Origin of the sequence: Micromonospora sp. MP36, assembly GCF_008119785.1 — a bacterium.
GTDB lineage: Bacteria > Actinomycetota > Actinomycetes > Mycobacteriales > Micromonosporaceae > Micromonospora.
On sequence record NZ_VSFA01000315.1, the window covers coordinates 1 to 359 of the forward strand.

The following is a 359-nucleotide window of genomic DNA, read 5'->3' on the forward strand; positions in this document are numbered from 1 at the left end:
GCCTCCATCCCGAAGCCGCGGGAGCGGATGTGCAGCGAGCGGTAGAGCTCCAGCGGCATCAGCTTGAAGCAGGTCTCCAGGTCGCCGATGTAGGAGTTGAAGAGCACGTTGGCCGCCATGGTGACGCCCTTGTTGCCCATCACGTACCAGAAGCTGTAGGCGCTGTGGCTGCCGAACGTCCGACTGCCGTAGACGACGGTCGCCCGCCCGTCGAGCACCGGCTCGAGCAGCCGCGGGATGTCCTGCGGGTCGTACTCGAGATCGGCGTCGAGAATGACCAGGTAGTCGCCCTCGGCGTTGTCGACGGCGGTCTTGATCGCCGCGCCCTTGCCGGCGTTGCGCTGGTGGGTGATCACCCG

Annotated in this window: 1 protein-coding gene; it reads right to left on the minus strand. The window is 66.6% G+C overall.

Annotated elements, in window-relative coordinates; translation table 11 throughout:
• The coding region (locus FXF52_RS41330) for a glycosyltransferase family 2 protein (RefSeq protein WP_148805095.1) at positions 1 to 359 on the minus strand (359 nt) is incomplete at both ends.